This is a genomic window from Pseudoalteromonas sp. AOP31-A2-14 (genome assembly GCF_052378035.1).
Lineage (GTDB): Bacteria > Pseudomonadota > Gammaproteobacteria > Enterobacterales > Alteromonadaceae > Pseudoalteromonas.
Map to the genome: position 1 here is coordinate 37,715 of NZ_JBQSXI010000003.1, position 18,996 is coordinate 56,710.

An 18,996-nucleotide genomic window follows, 5' to 3' on the forward strand; every position below is an offset into this window, starting at 1 on the left:
GTGAAATTCACCGATTATTTTATTGCCCGCCCGGTATTAGCTGTCGTTATTAGCGTACTTATTGTATTAGCCGGACTCTATGCAACAACCAAGCTCCCTATCAGGCAATACCCTCAACTAGAGAGTGCCACTATATCGGTTAACACAACGTATCCCGGTGCGTCGGCAGATTTGATGAGAGGCTTTGTTACGCAACCTATTTCACAAGCACTCGCATCAGTAAGCGATGTTGATTTTATCTCTAGCATTTCCAATCAAAACCAAAGTACGGTTACTGTTCGAATGCGATTAAATAGCGACGCATCTAAAGCGATGACTGATGTGGTCACCAAGGTCAATGCGGTTAAATACAAGCTGCCGCAAGAAGCATTTGATCCGGTTATTGAATTAACCAATGGCGAGTCCACTGCAGTTGCCTATGTTGGTTTTTCTAGCGACAGTCTTAGTATCCCTCAGTTAACAGACTATTTGTCTCGAGAGGTTGAACCACTGTTTTCGCAAATAGAGGGCGTGTCTAAAGTGCAAAACTTTGGTGGCCAGGATATGGCCATTAGAATATGGCTCAATAACGACCAACTGCTTGCACGTAATGTCACCGCAACAGAAGTGTTAACGGCCTTAAAGCGTAATAATATCCAATCTGCGCCAGGTACCATCAAAAGCGCTTATGTGATGGCCAATATAAGAGTTAACACTGATATAACCTCGATTGAAGACTTCAATTCATTAGTTATCAGAGATGATGTAAATGGCTTGGTGCGATTTCAAGATATCGGAACGGTCGAATATGGCGGAACGTCCTCAGATACCAGCGCATTGATGAATGGCAAGCCCGCCGTGCATATAGGCTTATCTCCAACACCTAAAGGCAACCCGCTGGTTATTGTTGCTGAGATAAAACGTCTTATACCCAAAATAGAAGCCAAACTGCCTCCGGGCGTGCAAGTAGAGCTTGCGTTTGAAACTGCGAGGTTTATTGATGCATCAATTAACGAAGTAATAAAAACCCTTATTGAGGCGATAATAATAGTCATGGTTGTTATTCTGCTGAGTTTAGGCTCGCTGCGCAGTGTCTTAATTCCCATTATGACTATTCCCATTTCGATGCTCGGCGCAGCAGCACTGATGATGGCATTTGGCTTCAGTATCAACTTGCTCACCTTATTAGCGATGATCCTCGCAATTGGCTTGGTAGTAGACGATGCGATTGTGGTGGTCGAAAATATTCACCGTTATATCGAAGAAGGCTTAACGCCGTTACAGGCGGCAGTAAAAGGGGCGCGTGAGGTGGCCAGCCCAGTGGTCGCGATGACTCTAACCCTAGTCGCGGTTTATGCACCTATCGCGCTGATTGAAGGATTAACCGGCGCGCTCTTTAAAGAATTTGCCCTAACCTTAGCCAGTGCGGTAGTGGTATCAGGTGTTGTAGCACTAGTGTTATCCCCGGTTATGAGCGCAATGTTATTAAAGCCCCACTCACACACCACATTGCTATCAAAGTGCCCTGATTTTTTATTTACACGACTCACTACACGTTATGAAAGTGTGCTGCAGAAACTGTTAAAACGCAGATGGATAGTTTATAGCTTTGCTCTGGTGATTTTTATGAGTCTGATACTGCTATTTAAGTTACCGACCAGTGAGCTGGCCCCGATTGAAGACCAAGCTAATATACTAACAGCCATAAAAGCCCCTGAAAATGCGAACTTAAATTATGCAGAAACTTTTAATAGAGAGCTTGATGAAATTTATATGTCGATACCTGAAACAACCAGCACATGGATCATCAATAGTAATGACGGGCCGGCAAATAGCTTTGGAGGTATTAACTTATCGACATGGAATGACAGAGAACGAGGGGCATCGCTTATTCAAGGAGAACTACAAGCCAAAGTAAATGAAGTCGAAGGTAGCAGTATCTTTGCATTTCAACTTTCTCCACTGCCCGGATCCACTGGAGGGCTTCCAGTGCAACTTGTTCTACAATCAACTGGGGAAAACACCGCCTTGTATAGGGTGATGGAAGAGCTAAAACAAAAAGCCCGTCAAAGTGGACTCTTTGCTGTGGTAGACAGTGACTTAGCTTTCAATAAACCTGTCATCAACATTACGGTAAATAAGGTCAAAGCGAATAATATAGGCATTGATATGGCCGAAATAAGCGACACGCTGTCTGTTTTGGTGGGCGAGAATTACATTAACAGAATTTCTATCGAAGGCAGGGCCTATGATGTTATTCCACAGCTAAAAGCATCTCAACGTCAGTCTTCCATTGATATCAATAGCTACTATGTCCGTGCCAAAAGTGGTGACTTAGTTCCTTTATCACTTATCGCCAATATAGAGACGGTAGTTGATGCGAACCGACTTGCGCAGTTTAATCAGCAAAACTCTGCAACACTACAAGCCATTCTCAACTCTGGCATATCGATGGGTGAAGCTGTTAGCTTTTTAGAAAGTGAAGTTGCGGCACTGCCGGCTATTTACTCCTATGACTGGCAGTCAGAAACGCGACAGTTCAAGCAAGAAGGTAGCACCTTGTTATTTGCCTTTGCTTCGGCGATGCTGGTTATTTATCTCGTATTAGCCGCCCAATATGGCTCGTTTATCGATCCATTTATTGTATTGATCACTGTGCCGCTTTCATTGTTTGGTGCACTTTTGCCAATGGCGCTAGGTTATGCTTCATTCAATATTTACACCCAAATTGGCTTAATTACCCTCATAGGGCTAATTAGTAAACATGGAATATTGATTGTTGAATTTGCAAACGAACTTCAGGCCAATAAGAAGTGCTCAGCACTCGATGCTGTGTTGCAGTCGGCATCGGTTAGACTTCGGCCTATTTTAATGACCACCGCAGCGATGACATTTGGCTTAATTCCGCTTTTATTTGCTGATGGCGCCGGAGCCAACAGTCGGTTTGCATTGGGAGTAGTAATAGTGTGCGGCATGGTGATTGGCACTTTGTTCACATTATTTATATTGCCAGTATTCTACATATTAATAGCAAATATACGTGCAGCGTATTCAACCAAAAAGGTATCTATAACGAGGTCTATTAACTCACCTGACAGTACTTTTTAATCCTTAGATGACTATTTTAATTAGACACTTAAAATAGTCATCATAAAAGTTCAGGGTTTTGTGCGTAGTAATACTGCGCCACTACCTTGTTTCCCCAATATGTCACCAGGATTACGTATTGGGCACTCTTTAACTGAAAGGCAGCCGCATCCAATGCAGTTTTCTAATTGATCCCTTAACAACACTAATTTTTTTATTTTTGCATCAAGAGTCGCATGCCAGTTGCTTGATAGAACTTGCCAATCTTTTTGTGTAGTGGCTGCAAACTTGGGTAACACAGACAAGGCCTGCTTAATTTCAATTAATGGAATCCCAACATTTTGACTTACTTTAATTATTGCTATCCGCCTTAATACATCTCTTGAATAAAGGCGCTGGTTACCGTCACTACGGCTGCTAAATATCAAGCCTTTCTTTTCATAAAAATGTAGGGTTGCAATGGTGACACCCGCTCTCTTAGCTACCTCACCTACTTTCAGGGGCGCATTAATCTCTAAAGAACCGCCAATAACCATCTCACACCTAAAGTTAACTTTAGGTGTGAGTTTAAGGTAATCCCCCTGTTTATTCAAGAGAGACTTATTTTGTGAATACACTAAAGACCTGTAGGTTATTTTAGATGTACTCTTCCTCAAGCTGACGAATTGGCATTTTTAGGCCACAATGATAATTGTCAAAAAATCACGTTCGATTGAGGATAAACGCATGAGTAACATTACTAAAGTAGGTGTTGATATTGCAAAGTCTATTTTTTATGTGCATTACGTTTATCGATCCAGTGAGATCCAATGGAAAGGTAAGTATTCGCGAAGCAAATGGTTAGCGATGATATGTAAAAAAATGCTACTCGATGTTAAATTAGCTATGGAGGCTTGCGGATCTAGCAATTACAGGAGGCATGGACTACAAAAACTGAGTTCAAAAGTTAAAATTACCCACGCACAGTTCGTTAAGCCTTATGTTAAAAGTAACAAAAATAACGCAGTTGATGCCTAAGCTATATGCGAGGCAATAAGCCGACCAAATATGCTAATGCCGATCAGTTAAGGTTAATTGATCGGTTGACCGATCTAAATGATCGTGAATAATCCGTAATTAGTTTCGCTAATTACGGATTTTTTATGGATATTCAAACAGCTCTTTTGACCACTTTCTCATCTGCCGAGGAATGTATTTTGCTGTTTACCCTCTGGTATTGGCCATTGATTTAATCCTAACTCATTGGCCTTTTTAAGGTAATTAGCCACAGTACCAGCTGAAATATTTAAACTTCTGGCAATCTCTTGATGGGATAATTGTGCTGAGTACTTCAGCCGTAAAATGGAATGTAATTTACTCATAGATATAGGTCTTGTTGTCATTGTTTTTATTGTTGTTATCCTCATCAAACGATTCAGATAACGGTTTAACACACCTACAAAAATGATAAAACGTGAACTCGGTTATGAGTGGTATTAAGCTTTGATCGGCAAAATCATTAAGAGCATAAAAGTGATCATTTACAAGTGATTTTAGTGATCAAAGCTGGAGAGAATATGCAGCCACTCCACGTTGCAACATATGTGATATCAGTCACCCAATCCACCCTAGTTGTGTAACGCTGGTTAGCATATCAGTAATTTCATCTAATGTGTTTTTATCTAGAGTCCTAGACAGAGACAACGTTAGTAAAGACATCGCTATTATCCTCGACTTTTACCAAATCCATGCCAGTACACAGGCCAACCATCTTTAACACCGTAGTTGTTAATAAGAGACGCGATAATAACAAGCAGTACACTGCCTACTAAAACGGGTGTGAATAAAAAGCTCAAACCGACAACAGATTTTCCTGCAAGAATAATCACGACTGGATTTGCGCCGGCTGGCGGGTGAACCATTCGTAAAAATTGCATGACCATGATTGATACGCCGACCGCTACGGACATAACAATGTATGAGTCACCTAAACCGTAGAGCGCAGCCAGACCCACTGAAGCAGCAATTAAGTGACCTCCGATGACATTTCTTGGTTGGGCAAGGGGTGAGGCTGATGCAGCAAACAAAATAACGCATGTGGCACCAAAGGGGGCCATTAGCCAAGGTGCTCCTGAGTACTGACCGAGAATACACAGACAAAAGATACCAAGCGTTCCACCGATTAAGCCTTTTGTAAGCAGAAGTAATGATGGACGTGGCGGAAGTGAGCCGCCTCCTTTTAATTTTTTCATAATTAATTCCTTAAAAATAACGCTATCGATTAAAATCGTGGTACATTGCCTCTGGTACAGACCTGTACCACCGCTAAGGATGGTACAGACTTGTACATTCTTTGCAATTGTTTTATCTAAAAATTCGGAAATTAATTTATGAGCACCAAAGAAAATATATTAGATACTGCAGAATCCTTATTTAATACGAATGGGTACACAGCCGTTGGAGTTGATCTTATTCGTGATAAGGCAGGCATATCGAAAACCTCGATGTATCGTCATTTCGGTTCAAAAAATAAATTGATATTGGCGGTTCTTGATCGAAGACATTTACATTTTGAAGATAGATTGGGTGATGTGATCACCTCCGGAATGAGCACAGAAGAAAAATTAGATGCACTGGTTGATTGGCACTTCAAATGGTTTGGTGCTGAGGATTTTCATGGTTGTATGTTTATGCATGCCATGTCGGAATTTAAAGAATCTGATAGCGTCATTGCGGATTCAGCATCTATGCATAAACAATGGCTGAAAGCCCTAATCAAGGATATTATTTCGAATGTTCCTGATTTCGATGAAAAGCAAGTAGAGGCTAAATCTGAAGCCATCATGGCCTTCATAGAAGGCATGATTGTTCGAGCTGAATTTGATGATATAACACTGTATAGACCCATTTATAGGTTAGTGATTCAAACGCTAGGAAAAAAATTCTAAAGGAGAAATAACAACTTCATTGACTGGTGAAACTGTAGTGGTACGGTGATTTTGGCCACCCATTAAGAAAGAAATGTTATTCTATTTGCATACAATATCACTTAAACCACGTTTTGATAAGTCAGTCATAACTACCTAATTATCGATTGTAAGGTGTTGTATTGACCTATTGAATTCACCACCGCTCTCTTGATATCTGCTTCCCTGAACAATTCTCGTTAATCGAGAAATTGAATCAACGAGAGCGTTACCCTATTAGTGTTATGCAAAGTATTCAATGTGTATATTAGTAACTATAAATACTGGGCTCTGCGCGATACTTTACAGAACACGTCTTGCTGTATTTTTAGATGATTAAGGTCGCAGTGAATTTACATACGCATAAAGAGGGTATATTAGTACATCGATGGGCATTAATTCAGTACCACCTAGTGAATGGTCAAAACGAGATGTTAATATTCTTACGCAGGTTAAACCTAGAACAGCTCATTGCCCTTACGTAAGTTATTCAGTGTAAATAATTCACTTTGAAGAAAGCAAAAAATTAATATCACCCCAAAAATCTAGCCTATTTTCTAATTGAAATATAGCTCTTGTAAATTAGCATTTACGATAGCTATTTTTATGTTAAATTGCGTGTTTGCCTCATAGGTCTTCACGTATAAAAATACATTTAAATATAGCAGCCTGCGTTGGATGCACTTTCTTATGCTTCTCTAGCTGTTGCTTTAATTCCTTATAGCGATATTGGTAAAAATGTTGCTTTTTATTGACTTCTGATGTTTTCTTCTATGTAACGATCTAATGTATAATGAACTTTAGTTGCGTAATTACGGTGTATTAAGCGACAATTACCGACTATCCGAAGCGAAAATTTTGGTGATTGCTTCAAACATACCCACAATGACAATAAAGCAACACAGTTTAAGCGCTTATAGCAGCATGATACTTGGAGGTCTACATGGATAAATTAACGGCCTCGTTACCTTTAATGCTGAAATAGTTAAAGCTTGCCACCATGTTTCAACTGCGGAATGCCTGAGTGAAAATCGAGCCCACAGCGATGCGATACTATATTAAACTTACGACACGCAATGAAGTAAACACCTTAGGCTTTACTCTTGCTGCTGATTTAACAAATCAGCAGGGTGGTTTGAGCACTGTGGTAATGTATTTTTGTTTGCCGCCAGTGCATATCGCCAGTAGCATCGGTTATAGGCTTATCGAACAAAGCCATACAATTAAGTTTGTTACCGCGTCAGCTATTTTCCATAAAATCAGACGCTTGCGCTTGCAAGGTGACTTTTAAAGTTCGATAAATACAGCTTATTAATCGTTGATTGCGTTCGAAAAATGGAACAGGAAACGAGCGCACAGTTTGAATTGATAGCACATCGCTATGAGTGACACAGCTGATCATCACATCAGACAAACTATTCGATGATACAACTATTACTCATTGCGAAGGTAAAAGTTACCGGCGAAAAATAGCGTTCAATTAAGAGCAGAAAAAATTTAGTGTCAACCAGTCTAGTTAATTGACTCTAGATACAAAGGTCCGTATGAGGTCACGTTATTGTTTTTTTACACTTGTAGAATGCCAAGAACTCATAATCTTTCTCCGTAAATTAATTATTAGTGGGATTACTAGATAACACTATGCCGAAGCAATAATATGCAAGTATCTTTGTATTATAAGGGTCTAGCCAAATGGTTCGGCATAGTTTTTCTTTCGGCATAAACCGCAAAGGCCAATGACCTTATGGTGCATGATTATATTTCTACTTGCTTACAGCACTTAGCTGAGCAGCCTGATAACCTAGCGCTACTGTTACCTTGGAACATTAAGAAGGCTAGGTGTCGTTAGCTATACGCTTACGAACTAGTGGAGTCTATTGTAGTTGGCTACTAGTCACGACACTGGTCTGAACAACACGCTTTCAATCAATAAACTACTTCGCACTATCGTGCTTTCGTATTTTATAATTATTACGTGCTGGGTGTGTTACAGCGCACGCTGTAACGCTATGAATGTCATGCGCTGTAACGCATTTAGCAGGTCAGCTGTAACGGAATTATGCTTCTGAAGTGTTAGATAAATCTAGCTTTATAAGAAGTAAAAATAAAGTTAACTAAGGATTTTTTTGGAAAATAGCAGGCGTAAAAGTATTATTTCTAACAGAATAAATTAACCTCTAATAGGTAGTTTAAGCCACTAATGGCAAACGTAAAATCAAATTCCTCGAACGATTTTTAATTACGGAAATTCAGCCATACATGTAAACATAACCTGTTTACATTGGTGCATCTGCTCGCTTTGTAGTATGCGCTCTAAAAACTGTAAATAATCCCATTCTTCTTTTGCTGCTTGCTGCGCTAGCGCTGTCGCGTTCGTTTCAACACCAGCGAGTTGAAGCTCCTCTGTTAGTTCATGCAAACGTGCTAATTGTAAGTTCATAATGCCTCCGAAAACAGCGCGTAAATATTTAAATCATGGTGTAACAGTTGAGTCTCCGAGGACAGATCAAATGCAGGCATTGTCACTTCTGCCGGCAGTGATGGTGCAACAGGTTGGAGCCGCTTTAGCTAATCAAGAATGTAAATAAAGTTTAAAGACCTCTAATTTGAAATACCCGTTTGACGAGTAGAATAATGCGGTGCGTCAAAGTCACCTTGAAGGTATCGATATGCCCAATTGTTTAGCGATGGCTCGTTGAGACATGCCTTGCATGGCTAAGACTTTTATTTTCATGAACTCTTCTTTTGAAATCATGGTGCTTATCCAAAAGCACCAGTGTTAAGTTAACTGGATCAAATTTCAATTATTGAAGTGGATCATTTTTGCATTGCTGGTAACATTAAGCAGTGCGCTTAGCTATAATCGGAGTCTAGCTGCACATTCCACTGTATTAGGTCGGTAAAATCATCATCACCCACATCTCGATTCGGCAACGTTTTAAATAAATGCATAAAGTAGTAATAAGGATTGATGTCATTGGCACGACACGTCATCACAATACTATAGAGTGTGGCGCTTGCTTGGGCACCATTAATTGACTTTGAGAATAGCCAGTTTTTCCTACTAGTGGTAAACGGCCGAATATCTCGCTCAGTAATATTATTATCAATCCCTAGTTCGCCATCTTCACTATACCGCATTAATTTCGGCCATTGATTGAGGGTATATTTTATCGCTTTTCCAATGTAGCTCGCTGTGGTCACTTTATCACTCGCTTCATCAAGCCATGCTTTAAAGTGCATTAATATGGGTAAGGCTTTTTCTTGTCGTAACTGATACCGCGCTTGAGGAGATAACTTTTTGTTTTTAGCGTGGGTTTCCAGTTTATATAATTGGCTGATAAAGCTGATGGCTTTATGCGCACGGCCTTTTTTTTTAGATTCTGCTTTTAAGGCTTCGTCATATTTCCGCCTAGCGTGTGCCCAACAACCAGCAGGGGTAATGCCTTCAATACCGTCATAAACACGGTAGCCATCGCACTGTAAATAGCCTTGATAACCTGCAAGAAATTCTTTTGCGCAAGCGCGACTTCGACCTGCTTGGTAATCGTAAATCACGACAGGCTCACGGCTAACCTTATTGCTGCGATAAACCCACATGTAAGAATTGCTGCTAGGGTTATCACCTTCATCTAACACTTGTGTACGGGTTTCATCGGCACATAAACTGTGCTCACTAAGCAAGTGAAGTTGCATGGCTGCCACTAATGGGCTGATAAGCAGGCCCGCTTTAATACACCAATTAGCTAATGTTCCGCGCAATAGTTCAAGGCCGCCACGGCCCAGTATTTCAACGAAACGATTAAAGTGGTAAGGCATCGCAGTATCTGCCTGTCACAACCGCCGCTAATGCCTCGGGGCTGGCAATACTCCCCGGTATTGGTTGTTTAGGTTTAGGTGCGGTGATTATTTTTGCTGCTTAAAGATGCCTTGCCAGTGTTTTATTTCTTGCTGTTTATTCATAATTACCTCAGGTTAATATACTGAGGTAATTATGCATAGGTAGCATTAACATTAGTCTGTGGGCTTAATTGCGCGCTAAACCGGCATTATAATGATGCTGCCTAACGCTGTTGTAATATCCGTTGATATAATCACTAACGCTATATTTAGCACCTATAAAATTCCATATCCAACCTTTGGCATTCATTCCGTTTTAACGCTTCTAAAAAATCGCTCCATTGGTGCGTTGACGCTCCTATGTCAATATCAACTCACATTAGATAAGTCAGAAACAATAATTGGATATAACTACCTTGCTATATAACGTTTCAAGCATCGCTGAATTTCTTTATTTGCTTTACCTTGGATGAGCATTTTAATGCATATTTTTTTGTCCGAGCATTACTTCGCTTTCTTATCAAAGCGACTGTCTATAATGCGTTGTTAGCATCTCTTGCACCTCCACGATTTAATCTATGACGTTGCTTTTCCTAATAAAGCATCTAATGAGCTAACACCACATAACGCAGCGAAAGATGATTCTTTTTTAAGCTCTGGGTTATCGCCTGCTATGACTAATAAAGTGGTCGCTACAGTAGATGTCAATTCTTTCAGCTACTTTTCTATCAGCTTTTCTTTTGCTGAAGCTTATTGCGCAGGTCATAGATTTGCGATTCATGAATGTCTAAATTTCTAGTAGTGGTAGCAACACCTATTTTTACAGTGAACAGATTGGCTTATTTTTTAAATTCAGTCGTATGAGTTTTAAGTGGTTTATTTGTTGTTGTCATAAGTACCTCAATGATTATTGTACTTATTTGGCCGCGTGTCTAGAAGTAGTGGTAGGGATCATTATCGAGAATGGCTGTTGTCTAATGCTCACAACGCTTGTACCAGCCGCTCTAACAAAGTAATAGCACGCTCTTGTTTCACCTGAGTAACGCCTTGCCCCGCCCATAATGATAGATGTTCTGGATCTTTATTTTTTTCAGCCGTCTTGCGCATGGGCCCAGTCATAGCGTTTAATTGGGGATAATGCGGCAGTTTACTTTTGTTATCAAACTCATAAAAATCAATAATATAGCTATTAACAAGGCCTCGAGCTTGTTTGCCTGAGAATAATCGAGTCAAACGTGTTTCAGCACTACGTTTACCAAGACTGACATCTAGTAGTGCTTGCTTATAAACGTTATTAATGCCAGATTCATCTGTAGTCAAAAACGCAGTCCCAAGCTGAGCTATTTGCACTCCTGCTGTCTGTATAACTTTGATATCTTGTCCGGTCATGATGCCACCTGAGGCAATCAAAGGAATATCAGTACAAGCTCGCGTCCGACTAATCAAAGTCAGTAACCCCAACGGATCGGATTCGCTTTCTGGTAGCCAGCCACCGCGATGTCCGCCAGCTTCCATTCCTTGTAAGCATACGGCATCCGCACCAATCTTTGCCCATGCTTTAGCCTCGTGAGGATGATTAGCCGTACCTATCACACGCGTGCCCAATTGCTGCAAACGCTGAACTTGCTCAGCACTAATGATTCCAAAGGTAAAGCTCGCTACAGGAACTGGGTTGTCATAGAGCACTTGTAGCTGCTCTGCAAAGTTTTGCGCTGGTCTGTCAGGAAGTACGGCTGCTATTTTATGCTCTTTGTAATACTGAGCAAGCCACTCTGGTACTTTAGAGTCAAGGGTGCTGGCATCATAGTCTGATAGTACCATTAGATTAACCATAAAAGGACGCTCAGTGAGATTTCTTATAGTATTAATTTGCTCGTTTAAAGCGGTTGGCGCGGTCATGCCAGCGCCTAACGAGCCGAGTCCACCGAAATTGCTAACTGCTGCTATCAATTCTGGTGTGGTAGCGCCGCCTGCCATAGGGGCTTGGATGATAGGGTAAGTGATGTCGAGTTTTTCTAGTAAGGTCATAGCAGGCTTCCTGTTTATAATATCGATTACAATCTTAATTATGGTATTTAGAGGTTTACCTGACTTACTGTAACAGAAGCGGATAAAAAACGTATAGGATAGTGTTTATTTAGTTGCTGAATGACTCTATTGATAGTCAGGTTGTTGAACAACGTGGGTTAGAGATATTTTTGGAGCCTGTAACGGGTTCTGTGTAACTACCCGTTTTTAGACTTTAAATATGTTTACTGAGGTGTTCCTCAAATTCAATGATAAAACGACTCATTGCATTACGCCAGTCTCGAATTGGCATCGTCCATTTTTTCGATGCCTCTTTTATTGCCAAATAAATCATTTTTCTTGCAGAATCGTCATTTGGAAATAGCTTACGGTTTTTAATCGCTCGGCGAATAACGCTGTTGAGTGATTCAATGGCATTCGTTGTTTAAATGGCTTTTCGTACCACTACACAGCACCGTATTTACGCACGTAAAATTAAGAAATCTTTTTAAACAGCATCATAGCCGACTAAGATATCTGTCATCATAATCATTAAAGCAGAGTAACTTGCTCCCGTAACATACCAAGCTTCTGGATCAACAACATGAATATGCTTATTTTTCCAGGCTTTCGTTTTACGTAGTAATGGGTTATCTAAATTCTGATAACTTATTGTTGATTTACCCTCCATAACGGCCGTTCTATCAATGACGTAAATAATGTCAGGATCATATTTATAAATAAACTCATGGGAAATAGGTTGTCCATGGGAACCCGCTTCAACGGAAGGGCTTGCAGACTTCATACCTAGTGCACTATAAATAAATCCATAGCGTGATTGTGGGCCAAAAAACCGTAATGCACCGTTGTTGTGCAGGATTATCATTGCAGTTTCAGAACGGTTTTCAATTTTCGTTCGTGTGCTTTGTATTTTGACTTCTAATTTATCAACAACCTGATTCGCTCTAACTTGTTTGTTAAAGATCTTCCCCACAGAGAGTATATGCTCTTCAATTTTTTTAATTTGGTCATCACTACTTTGCATATAGTTAACCTCTGAATACAAGGTCGGTGCTAATTTAGAGAGTGCTTGGTAATGGTTTGCTTGTAATGATGAAATTAAGATTAAATCAGGTTTGAGTGCATAGATTCGCTCTAAGTTAGGCTGCACAATTGCGCCTAAATCTTGAATATCCGGGTCTTTTTCAAAATTAGCTAAAAAATGAGGAACAAAGTCTTTTGGCATACCTGCTATTGGGATATGTAATTGCGCTAAAGTATCAACTTCATTCATATCTAAAGCAATAACCTTTTTAGGTATCGAATTAATTACGCTCGTTCCTAAACTATGGGTAATTTTAATTGGTTCAAACTGGCTATTTTGGTCTATAACCTGCACATTGTCTTCAGTAACTGGCCCACATCCACTGAGAATTATAAGGAGTGTTAATGAAAATAATTGCTTTATTCGTTGGGTCATCGTCTTTGCTCTGCTGTTAAATTAAAGTAATTACAAATAGTCCCTGTTTTGCTCTGCAAAATTTCTATATTTAGTTCATATAAGTCGCGTAAATTATCTTCAGTAATGACGTGATTTATAGAGCCAGAGCTGTGAATTTTGCCGTTTTTCATGGCGACTAGATGATCTGAATAGTTTGCTGCAAAATTAATATCATGCACGACTAAAACTATTGTTCGTTGTTGTTCGTTACATAGCCGTCTTAATGCGTTCATAATGTGCGCGCCATGTTTCATATCTAAATTATTGAGTGGTTCATCAAGTAATAAATACGGTGTTTGTTGGGCAATTGTCATCGCTAAAAAGGCCATTTGCCGCTGCCCACCACTTAACTCATCGATATAAGCATTTCTAAGAGAAGTTAAAGATAGAAAATCCAGTGCATCATCGATAACCCGTTCATCTAGCTTCGTAAGCGCACCTCGGTTATGAGGAAACCGACCAAATGCGACAAGTTCTCGTACCTTTATTTTCAAATCAAAATGGGGCGTTTGCCTCAATGTTGCGACTTGCAACGCATACTGGCGTAGAGGTGTTGTGTAAATATTTTTATTATTTAGCTCTATACCTCCTGATGTTTGTGCTAACAGTCGCCCTATTGTCATTAATAGAGTACTTTTCCCAGCACCATTTGGTCCAATCAAGGAACTCACTTTATGTACAGGAAAATCAATATTAATATCATTCAGTACGACTTTATCTTGATACGTTTTATATAAATTTTTTACTGATATCATAAATAACTCCGAGGACGAATAATAATGACAAAAAAGTAAATAGCGCAGATCAAATTAACTAAAATACTGACCGTGATACGATAATTAAAAATATGTTCTACCAGTAATTGGGCGACTAAAAAGGATGTGATAGCGATACCTGCCCCCATGAATAATATTGTTAAATGACGGGCTTTTTTTGCACAGGAATAAGCTAAATTTGCTACAAATACGCCCATAAAAGCAGTGGGGCCTAAAAGGCTTGTTGAAATCGCAACTAAAACGGCAATTAAAGCTAAATTTAATTTTAAAAAGTGCTGGGCATCAATGCCCAATGAGATTGCTTGCTCACGACCTAATGACAAAATATCAAAATATTTATGTTGCTGTACTAAAGCAATACATACTAGGACTGTTAAGCCAGCTGCGATGCTCAACTGGGTAATATCAACACGATTAAAAGTGGCCTCGCTATAGCTTTGAAAAATTGCAAACTCTCCAGGACTGACACTAAATTGAATCAACTGGGTAAAACTACTCAACACAATTGTTACTACCAACCCAACTAAAAGTAAGTGGAACAATTGCTTACGGGTACTTTTAAGCAGCCAATGTTGTAATATAAATGAGTAAGTTATCATCACCAAAGTTGATAAAACAAAGTTTAGATTTTTACTTACAACTATTTGACTAGCAGCCCCTAAAACTAAAATAAGTGATGATTGAAATAACAAGTAAATCGCTTCATACCCCATTACTGCCGGAGTTATAATACGGTTCTCAGTGATTGTCTGAAAACAAATCGCCGCAAAAGCAACGCAAACACCGCCGACAATAATAGCTCCTAAACGTATTAAACGATTCGGGATCACATATTGAAAATCAAAACCTGAATCCCAAAATAAAAAAAGCATGAGTAAAGTTAAAATACAGGCGTATACACTGATATTAAGAGGCTTCATTGCTGTTTTACTTTCTTTAAAATTAATAGAAACAGTAAACCACCTATACACCCTGAAGTTAGGCCGATAGGTATTTCAAAAGGATAAATGATTAAGCGCCCGATAATGTCACATATGATCAAAAATAAAGCGCCGTATAATGCAGATAAAGGCAGTGTTTTTTGGATATTATCGCCATAACGTATAGCAACTAAGTTAGGAATAACAAGGCCAACAAAAGGCAAACTTCCGACCGTTACCATAATGGTCGCAACACATAAAGAAACGATGAATAATGCGATACTCATCATTGCAAAATAATTAAGTCCTAAGCTAGTGGCGACACTTTCACCCATGCCTATAATACTAAAACGCTGTGCAAAAACGTAAGCAATAATGACTATCGGTAAAATGAAATAGAGTACTTCATAGTTGCCTTGAATCACTTTAGAAAAATCGCCTAACAACCAAGCCTGCATGTTTTGCATTAAATTATTTTGATAAGCATAGAAATTAGCGACAGCGCTCAGCACACTACCATACATCAAACCTAATACAGGTACTAAAATGGTGCTTTTGATACGTACTTGACGTAAAAACAACACAAAAAATGTACTGGTTAATAAACAAAAGAGTAAAGCGCTTAGTGCTTTTCCTTGTATCCCAAACTCCGGCCACTGAATAACGGCGATAAGTACACCAAGCTTAGCTGCATCTAACCCGCCTGTTGTGGCAGGTTCAGCAAATTTGTTTTGTACTACCTGCTGTAAAATCACACCACATACAGCTAATCCAGCACCGGCTAGAATTAAAGAAAACAACCGAGGAATACGGCTTGTTAGAACTGTAAACCATGCATCTTGAGAGCCATTGGTAAGTGCTTGTAATGGAACTTCTGCGACCCCTAAAAAAAGCGAGGTGAAAGCAAATATTAAAGTAATTAAAAATAAAAAGAGTAACTGTGATTTAACTGTCATATTTTGTCTTTTAGCCATCACTACTCAACTGATTACATTGGTCGTGATATTATTTAGCAGCGTCTAATCTTAGTGCTATACCATCTAAAATTAAGTCGCGTTTATTTACCCACCATTGCAGCGAACCTGCTTGCATAATGGCTACCATGGTATTAATTGGCTCTGCGCGATTAGGGTGCAAATCAGCTTGTTGTTGCCACAGCGTAATTAAACGCTCTTTACGCAACAGACCATTTGCTTCAACTATATCGGTTGACCACCACCCTAAAAAACTATCGCACACCATATTGACCAGTAGATCAACACTCACCACAGCGTCATTAAGGGAGAACCCTTTTTGCTGAAGTCGCATCACCGACTCTGCAAAAGCATGCATGCCTTCAATAGGTGTTACTTTAGCTTGTTGCACCACTTGCGCTAACCCTGGGTGTTGCGCATAAAGTTGCCAAAGTGAATCAGTCAGAATAATGAGTTCTTCACGCCAACTCACATCCGCAGGGGCTTGCCATTGCAAATCTTTTACTGCAATTTCCGCGGCTAACCGAATCACATCATCACGACTTTTAACATGATGATACAGTGATGAACGGTCTACTTTTAGCTTCTTTGCAACCCCTATTAAGGTCGCGTCTTGTATGCCCATATCAAGCGCTGTTCGTGCAATAATTTCTCGCGAAATGCGATTAGGTCGGCCACGCTGCGCCGTTTTATTATTTATTTCGTTCATAGAGCACTCCTTCATAATATAAAAAGCATTTTAACGAGGATGCGCTATATACAAAATGTTTTATTTAAAAACAGTCGCAACGTAATAATAAAAATGAAGCAATACGCAACTTAAAAATTCATTCTGACACCAATACCTAGCTCTCGAGGTTCAAGTAAATAAGCAGATTCACCTTGGGTACTGCGGTCACTAAATTTTGCTAATGGGGCATGTTTATCTAACGCATTTCGGGCATAAATAAACCCTTCGGTCATTTCACTGAACTGATAAGAAGCATTCATGTTCAAAACGGTGTAACCGCTAACTCGTAATTCAGGCTCATTGGTGTCTGATGAATAATAAGAGTCGCTGTAGCGCATATTAATATCCAATAATAGCCCATCGGTTATTTTGTAATTTGTGCCTAAATTAAACATATAACCTGGCGCTTTACTGAATTCATTACCAACAAAGGATTCTCCTCTGAAGTCTTCAAACTCACTGATCTCAGTCTCTAATAAACCGATCCCTCCATACAATGACACGCTTTCGCTTGGTGCATACATTGCGTTTAATTCCACACCATAACTACTCGCTTCATCCGCATTAACTATAATAGTGCCAAATGGGCGGCCGTCGAGGTAATCAGTGACAGCTCGCTGAGAGTCTTTAAATTGTGTATAAAATACATTGACATCGATTGTTAGCTTTTTATTAAATAGCTCCGCACGAGTGAATATTTCATAGTTCCAAGCGTACTCTTCATCAAAGGTATAATACTCACCGGCACGAAAGTTTAAGCCGGTTCCACCCGGTATATAGCCTTTATTAACCAAAGCCCCGACATTAATACTGTCATTAATTTTATAAGTTAACGATAATTTCGGGAGTAAAATGTCAAATGCTTTTTCATAAACATAATATTGATCGGGAGCATAAGTGGCCATACCTTCATGGCTAATGGTATCTTTTTGATATCGCAGTCCGCTGGTCAACTCCCACTTGGGCGTAAAGTGCCAAGCCAACTCGCCATAAGCTGCAATACTTTCATGCTCTAAATCCGCGTCTGCTTGACCAAAAGCATTATTCAATATGTTATTTGTTTTATCTTTCCAATAAAAAAGCCCAGCCACTGCTTGGTATTTATTTTTCTCATCTTTGATATTTAGGGTCAATTCATCCGATAGATTCTTATTTGTACGTATTGCTATACCCGCATAAGGCGCAGCGAAGTTATAATCGTAGTCTCCTTCTGAGTATTGCGCTTGATTAGACAATGTGACGCCGTTATGAAATTCATATTCTAAATCCCATAACCCAACGTTACTGCTACTCACTTGATTATCTTGATACAAAGATGAGTTTTCTAAATTACTGTATGGCTCTGTTACAATTTCATTTCTAGGGCGTTTAACTTCGTTATACGCATAAGTCAGCATACTTGATAAACCATCAAAAGCACTTGGTTGCCATAATAACTTGGCACGTAAGTCTTTATTTTTAAAGTCTAAATCAAAGTTATGAGCGGTAAACTCAGGGTTTGTGTAAGTGACAAACGTATCCCTTGAGCTATAATCAACCGCTATTCTAGCAGCAAAGTCATCACCTAATGGCCCCGATGCAAGAGCTGAAATACGAACTTTATTCCGGCTTCCAACCAAACTTTGTAACGCAAATTCAGGTGTAAATGTGGGGATATTTGTTTTTATAACGACAGCACCAGCAATACTATTGGCACCTTGAGAGGTGGTTTGTGGTCCACGAAATACCTCAACAGAAGTTACATCCCATAAACCTGCGGCCCCTAGCCCAAGTTCACTTGAAGTTAAATATCTGCCATCAACACTAATCGTTGCACTTGGTACAGGCTTAGATAAATATGCATTACCATCACTTACAGGCCCCTTGGTGTCAGTACCACGAATAATTGGCGCATCAGTATTACTTGCAAAGGTAATGTTTGCTGTACCTCGTAATATTTCTGAGATGGTGGCTTGATCTGCATTTTTTTTAATGTCATCTGCAGTAATAAGTCGTACTGAGTTAGCTGTTTCTTTTAGAGTACGCTCAAGCTTTTGACCATAAATAATCACTTTTTCAATACCTTTATTCTCTGCTTCATCATCGTTCGGCATGCTTGTTTGTGCAGCAGCACTCCATGAAATAAATGAGTTTGTCAGCAAAATTAAACACAAAGCTGGTGTTATCAGTGAGTAGGTAGACTTATTACTGCGCATTTCTTAACTATCCCATTACGTTGTTGATAATAAATTTCATTT

At 39.5% G+C, this 18,996-nt stretch carries 17 protein-coding genes and 2 pseudogenes; 4 read left to right on the plus strand and 15 right to left on the minus strand.

The features are described from left to right. Entirely contained in the window at positions 1-3,087 is a 3,087-nt protein-coding gene (locus ACT3S9_RS19220) for an efflux RND transporter permease subunit (RefSeq protein ID WP_193039001.1), read from the plus strand. 50 nt (positions 3,088-3,137) lie between these two features. Here ACT3S9_RS19220 and soxR read toward each other — a convergent pair whose 3' ends face one another. Further along, on the minus strand, positions 3,138-3,602 hold the full coding sequence (gene soxR, locus ACT3S9_RS19225; RefSeq protein ID WP_192532764.1) for a redox-sensitive transcriptional activator SoxR: 465 nt from the start codon (positions 3,600-3,602) through the stop codon (positions 3,138-3,140). Positions 3,603-3,792: 190 nt separating this feature from the next. Between soxR and ACT3S9_RS19230 the strand changes: the two genes are divergently transcribed. Further along, complete coding sequence (locus ACT3S9_RS19230) at positions 3,793-4,083, plus strand: hypothetical protein (protein ID WP_192532765.1); 291 nt, start codon at positions 3,793-3,795, stop codon at positions 4,081-4,083. Between the two features lie 158 nt (positions 4,084-4,241). Here ACT3S9_RS19230 and ACT3S9_RS19235 read toward each other — a convergent pair whose 3' ends face one another. After that, positions 4,242-4,427 carry a sigma factor-like helix-turn-helix DNA-binding protein gene (locus ACT3S9_RS19235; RefSeq protein WP_226898076.1) on the minus strand — a complete coding sequence of 62 codons (186 nt, stop codon included), beginning with the start codon at positions 4,425-4,427 and terminating at the stop codon, positions 4,242-4,244. Positions 4,428-4,769: 342 nt separating this feature from the next. After that, a complete protein-coding gene (locus tag ACT3S9_RS19240) occupies positions 4,770-5,297 on the minus strand; it encodes an HPP family protein (RefSeq protein ID WP_225741060.1) in 528 nt (175 codons plus the stop codon). A gap of 138 nt (positions 5,298-5,435) precedes the next feature. On the opposite strand from ACT3S9_RS19240, the gene ACT3S9_RS19245 reads away from it, so the two are divergent. Together ACT3S9_RS19245 and ACT3S9_RS19250 are read left to right on the plus strand one after the other, a co-directional pair. After that, positions 5,436-5,993: a TetR/AcrR family transcriptional regulator gene (locus ACT3S9_RS19245; RefSeq protein ID WP_192532844.1), complete on the plus strand. Its 558-nt coding sequence runs from the start codon at positions 5,436-5,438 to the stop codon at positions 5,991-5,993. Positions 5,994-7,035: 1,042 nt separating this feature from the next. Next, entirely contained in the window at positions 7,036-7,302 is a 267-nt protein-coding gene (locus ACT3S9_RS19250; RefSeq protein WP_226916418.1) for an ATP-binding protein, read from the plus strand. A 948-nt stretch (positions 7,303-8,250) separates the two neighbouring features. Here ACT3S9_RS19250 and ACT3S9_RS19255 read toward each other — a convergent pair. The 12 genes and pseudogenes from ACT3S9_RS19255 to ACT3S9_RS19310 form a co-directional block, all read right to left on the minus strand. Further along, positions 8,251-8,451, minus strand: a complete 201-nt coding sequence (locus ACT3S9_RS19255; RefSeq protein ID WP_192532843.1) for a hypothetical protein — start codon at positions 8,449-8,451, stop codon at positions 8,251-8,253. Between the two features lie 413 nt (positions 8,452-8,864). After that, positions 8,865-9,830 (minus strand): IS66 family transposase, encoded by a 966-nt coding sequence (tnpC, locus tag ACT3S9_RS19260; protein WP_443487924.1) that lies wholly within the window; start codon positions 9,828-9,830, stop codon positions 8,865-8,867. Positions 9,831-10,038: 208 nt separating this feature from the next. Continuing rightward, positions 10,039-10,202 (minus strand): annotated as a pseudogene (locus ACT3S9_RS19265) (IS3 family transposase); the annotation flags it as partial. 225 nt (positions 10,203-10,427) lie between these two features. Then, entirely contained in the window at positions 10,428-10,559 is a 132-nt protein-coding gene (locus ACT3S9_RS19270; protein WP_263972588.1) for a hypothetical protein, read from the minus strand. A gap of 273 nt (positions 10,560-10,832) precedes the next feature. Beyond that, positions 10,833-11,879 carry an NAD(P)H-dependent flavin oxidoreductase gene (locus tag ACT3S9_RS19275; protein ID WP_192532424.1) on the minus strand — a complete coding sequence of 349 codons (1,047 nt, stop codon included), beginning with the start codon at positions 11,877-11,879 and terminating at the stop codon, positions 10,833-10,835. 214 nt (positions 11,880-12,093) lie between these two features. Then, positions 12,094-12,303: pseudogene (locus ACT3S9_RS19280) on the minus strand (transposase); the annotation flags it as partial. A 63-nt stretch (positions 12,304-12,366) separates the two neighbouring features. Next, complete coding sequence (locus ACT3S9_RS19285; RefSeq protein WP_192532423.1) at positions 12,367-13,338, minus strand: siderophore ABC transporter substrate-binding protein; 972 nt, start codon at positions 13,336-13,338, stop codon at positions 12,367-12,369. Further along, on the minus strand, positions 13,335-14,114 hold the full coding sequence (locus ACT3S9_RS19290) for an iron ABC transporter ATP-binding protein (protein WP_192532422.1): 780 nt from the start codon (positions 14,112-14,114) through the stop codon (positions 13,335-13,337). The genes ACT3S9_RS19285 and ACT3S9_RS19290 overlap by 4 nt, the downstream gene beginning before the upstream one ends. After that, complete coding sequence (locus tag ACT3S9_RS19295; protein WP_444751158.1) at positions 14,111-15,007, minus strand: iron chelate uptake ABC transporter family permease subunit; 897 nt, start codon at positions 15,005-15,007, stop codon at positions 14,111-14,113. The genes ACT3S9_RS19290 and ACT3S9_RS19295 overlap by 4 nt, the downstream gene beginning before the upstream one ends. A 44-nt stretch (positions 15,008-15,051) precedes the next feature. Next, the gene (locus ACT3S9_RS19300) at positions 15,052-16,011 is read right to left on the minus strand and encodes an ABC transporter permease (protein WP_192532420.1); all 960 of its coding nucleotides are present in this window, start codon (positions 16,009-16,011) and stop codon (positions 15,052-15,054) included. A 49-nt stretch (positions 16,012-16,060) separates the two neighbouring features. Then, positions 16,061-16,738, minus strand: a complete 678-nt coding sequence (locus ACT3S9_RS19305) for a TetR/AcrR family transcriptional regulator (protein WP_192532419.1) — start codon at positions 16,736-16,738, stop codon at positions 16,061-16,063. Positions 16,739-16,848: 110 nt separating this feature from the next. Then, positions 16,849-18,954 carry a TonB-dependent receptor gene (locus ACT3S9_RS19310; protein WP_192532418.1) on the minus strand — a complete coding sequence of 702 codons (2,106 nt, stop codon included), beginning with the start codon at positions 18,952-18,954 and terminating at the stop codon, positions 16,849-16,851. Positions 18,955-18,996: the final 42 nt, after the last annotated feature.